Origin of the sequence: Chamaesiphon sp. GL140_3_metabinner_50 (assembly GCF_025361915.1) — a bacterium.
GTDB lineage: Bacteria > Cyanobacteriota > Cyanobacteriia > Cyanobacteriales > Chamaesiphonaceae > Chamaesiphon.
The window spans coordinates 1-3510 of sequence record NZ_JANYJC010000112.1 but is presented as its reverse complement, the minus strand read 5'-3'; the positions used below and the strand labels follow the sequence as shown (position 1 = coordinate 3510).

General features: G+C 45.6%; 5 protein-coding genes. 2 read left to right on the top strand and 3 right to left on the bottom strand.

Annotation, left to right across the window (positions count from 1 at the left end; translation table 11 throughout):
- The 3 genes from Q0R35_RS06000 to Q0R35_RS05990 form a co-directional block, all read right to left on the bottom strand.
- Positions 1–728, bottom strand: a 728-nt coding sequence (locus Q0R35_RS06000; protein WP_295615183.1) for a S1 RNA-binding domain-containing protein, incomplete at its 3' end; no start/stop codon positions are given.
- A 289-nt stretch (positions 729–1017) separates the two neighbouring features.
- Positions 1018–1788 (bottom strand): dienelactone hydrolase family protein, encoded by a 771-nt coding sequence (locus Q0R35_RS05995; RefSeq protein WP_295615182.1) that lies wholly within the window; start codon positions 1786–1788, stop codon positions 1018–1020.
- The gene (locus tag Q0R35_RS05990) at positions 1785–1970 is read right to left on the bottom strand and encodes a hypothetical protein (protein WP_295615181.1); all 186 of its coding nucleotides are present in this window, start codon (positions 1968–1970) and stop codon (positions 1785–1787) included. The genes Q0R35_RS05995 and Q0R35_RS05990 overlap by 4 nt, the downstream gene beginning before the upstream one ends.
- A gap of 26 nt (positions 1971–1996) precedes the next feature.
- Between Q0R35_RS05990 and Q0R35_RS05985 the strand changes: the two genes are divergently transcribed.
- Positions 1997–2896 (top strand): polysaccharide deacetylase family protein, encoded by a 900-nt coding sequence (locus Q0R35_RS05985; RefSeq protein WP_295615180.1) that lies wholly within the window; start codon positions 1997–1999, stop codon positions 2894–2896.
- A gap of 107 nt (positions 2897–3003) precedes the next feature.
- The gene (locus Q0R35_RS05980; RefSeq protein ID WP_295615184.1) at positions 3004–3351 is read left to right on the top strand and encodes a 4a-hydroxytetrahydrobiopterin dehydratase; all 348 of its coding nucleotides are present in this window, start codon (positions 3004–3006) and stop codon (positions 3349–3351) included.
- Positions 3352–3510 lie beyond the last annotated feature (159 nt).

The following is a 3510-nucleotide window of genomic DNA, read 5'->3' as shown; positions in this document are numbered from 1 at the left end:
TCTTGTCCGATCGTAAAGACTTTTTCACAGTCTTCAACCCGACTTTCACTAATTTGTTTGATATAAATTAGACCAGTATTCCCATCAAAATCGACAAAGGCACCAAATTGTTTTAGTCCGACGATCGTACCAGTTACTAATTGCCCCCGTTCTAGTTGACTAAAATTAGCTGTACGAGCGGCTTTGCGTTGAGAAAATACGAGCTTATTTTTCTCTTTATCTGCTTCGATAATTATCCCCGGAATACTAGTGCCGACTAGAGATTGATGGTCGCGTTCGAGTAATTGCGATCGAGGAATAAAGCCGCGAATTCCTTGAAAATTAACAGTGACACCGCCTTTGTTTACGCCAGTTACTTTAAGCTGAATCGACTCTTTATTACTTTGCAGATCGTCAACTTGATTCCAGGCATATTTCATTTGCAATTGCAGCTTAGACAAAGTGACTTGTCCATCTGCATTCTGTTCGCGAATAATCAGAAATTCTTGCTCGTCACCAATTGGTAATAAAACCGATAAATCTGCCGATTCATCTGCGGCAACTTCTTCGGCTGGAACGAATGCTAGCGACTTACCATTGATATCTACATAGACACCATCGCTATCATAGCTATGAATTTTCCCTCGCACTAATTGGTCTTTTTCAAAGTTTACTGCTTCAGCATCTAGAGCTTTGGCAAAATCATCCATTGAAAAGATTTCAGCCGAGGTACTTTGAGTCTTATTCATTATGAGTTGGGATTTGGGAATGGGGAGCGAACCTACCCTGCATACACATCTCTGGTGAGAAGCGCAATTAGTGGGAATCCCCCAAACCCCCTTAAAAAGGGGGCTAAGATCCAATCAAAGTCCCCCTTTTCAAGGGGGATTTAGGGGGATTTAGATCTCAAAACGAAGTCTATTCGACTTGTGTATACACCGTAGGGGAGCGAACAGGGGCTGAGAACGTAATCGAGATCGGGTTCTTTGCGTTCGCCCCTGACAAAATAGATCTCCTATCTATATTATGCCGCCCTACTCAGTCAGATTTGAGTTGCTGAAATAGTTCTTCGACATGTTGCCAAGCTGCCGCAGCGGCGGCGGGATGGTAACTCGCCCGTAAATCGCAGCAGAAGCCATGTTCGGCACCTGCGTACTGCCAAATCTGATGGGGAACATCATTTTGAGTGAGTGCGGTTTCAATTTGGGCAATTTGGTCGGGCGGAATGCTAGCGTCATCCATGCCAAAGAACAGATACATTTTACCGGAGATCGACCCCGATCGACTCACAGAAGGCTCGCCACCACCCGGCGTACGAGTAGTGATTCCCGCACCATAGAACGAAGCTGTCACGGTAATATCGGGCAAGGTAGCTGCCAAATAAGCGACGTGTCCGCCAAAACAAAAGCCGATACAGCCAAAATTGGGCAGAACTTGGGGCAAAGTTTTGAGGTAGTCAATCGCGGCTTGAATGTCGGCGAGTAACTGTGATGCATTAGTTTGTTCGGCATAACTGCGACCTAATTCGACATCAGCACTGGTGTAGCCTGTCTCAAATCCTGGAGCAAACCGATCGAATAAAGCAGGCGCAATTGCCACATAACCCATACTGGCAATCCGTTCGACCACAGATTTGATATGGGTATTGACCCCAAATATTTCTTGGAGGACGATAACACCTGGAAATTGTCCGGCTCCGGTTGGCATCGCCAGATAACCAGAAACTTTTGCCGATGGAGATGCGTCTGGCGCATCAGTATTGACTGGGTAAAGTGAGACTTGAGTGGTTGCTAGTGGTAATGCGGTCATAAAGATAAATCTAAATATTGACGATTGCGATCGATCCAGATAACATCTAGTTTTGGATAGATGTTTTGATATAATTTAACAGTCTTTATCAACTCAGCTCGAAACATAGACTCATCCTCTGAGAGATTATTCGAGAAATTAGGATAGTCAGCCAGTTGTACGACAAATTTAGGTTGCATCATTTTATAAGTATTCAGGAGTGGCTAAAGTGGCTAGAAGCGAGCAGCAAGATCGGATTAAGCGATTATTACCAGGTAAAGTATTATGGGTGGCGATCGCAGTCATTTCTTGTGCGGTTTTTGCACTACTACATACCCTCTTTAGCGGCGTATCTGCGGACGCGCTTATCGCCCAGACAGGATTAGCCAAAACAGTCGAGGTAACTACGGCAATTGTCAATAGTATTCCACTCAACTTCGATGTCCCCAAAGACTTTCAAGCCAAAATTATCAAGGATGTACCCGTAATTGGTACGGAAAAATACATCGCCCTCACTTTCGATGATGGCCCTTGGCCGGAAACTACCGAGAAAATTTTAGCAACTCTCAAACAAGAAAAAATCAAAGCCACCTTTTATGTAATCGGTCAACCGCTGAAGTCTTTCCCTGAAATCGGCAAGAAAGTTCTCGCAGATGGTCATGTCATCGCCAACCACACGCTGCACCACTGGTACAAGCAGATGAGTCCGTTAGTAGCACAGCGAGAAATTGAAGATACTGCTAAAATCATTAAAGAAGTCCTTAATGTCGAAACTGCCTACTTCAGACCGCCCGGAGGCGTTTTGACTAATGGCTTAGTTGCTTATGCCCTCAAGCACAATCAATCTGTCAATATGTGGTCGGTAGATTCCGGCGATAGTCACCCCAAACGTCCATCCACGGCAGCCATACTTAAAACTGTTCTAGCCGGAGCAACCCCTGGCGGGATCGTACTCATGCACGATGGCGGTGGCCGTCACGATAATACTGCCAAAGCAGTTCCCCAAATTATCGCCCAACTGCGCGATCGAGGTTATAAATTTGTAACCGTTCCCGAACTCCTAGAATTATCATCCGCAGCCGCAGCAACTCCGACAGCTCAAGGCTCATCCACATCGGTTGGAAGTTAAGTACATTCGATCTCGATCCTCTTTTGTAGCAGCTAAAGCCAACAATAATTTAACATATCTCTGCTAACTTGTAATTAGTAGGGATATTCTTTTCATCAGGGAGATTAATTATGTCATTAACACAACAAAAATGCGTTCCTTGCAATGGCGGTGAATCGGCGATTTCACAAGCAGAGATCGATGCATTTCAACCGCAGATTCCCGATTGGTGTCAGTACGAAGTTAAAGGCGAACAACGCATCGAACGGCTCTATCAACTTAAAGATTTTCAAACAGCCCTCGCCTTTACTAACGCTGTCGGCGAATTAGCCGAAGCCCAAGCCCACCATCCCGCAATTTTAACAGAATGGGGCAAAGTCACAGTTACTTGGTGGACGCACACAGTCGGCGGTTTACATCTCAACGACCTAATTATGGCAGCCAAAACCGAAGAGATTTTTAAGCAATTTAAGTAAGAGAATTTAGGCGGCTAGGGTGCGAAGATTTACCCACCCCGCCCTACGGGCACACTTCGGCAAGCTCAGTGCAACGCCCCTCCAAGGAGGGGAATTTAGCGGGCAATATTTCCCGCTCCCCGCTAGGCAACAATCGGACTTTGCCCAAACAGATGAGCG

What these genes read in the sequence shown, in the direction of transcription:
- Q0R35_RS05995 (WP_295615182.1), bottom strand. Translation starts at nt 1,788, where the DNA reads ATGACCGCATTACCACTAGCAACCACTCAAGTCTCACTTTACCCAGTC.
- Q0R35_RS05990 (WP_295615181.1), bottom strand. Translation starts at nt 1,970, where the DNA reads ATGATGCAACCTAAATTTGTCGTACAACTGGCTGACTATCCTAATTTC.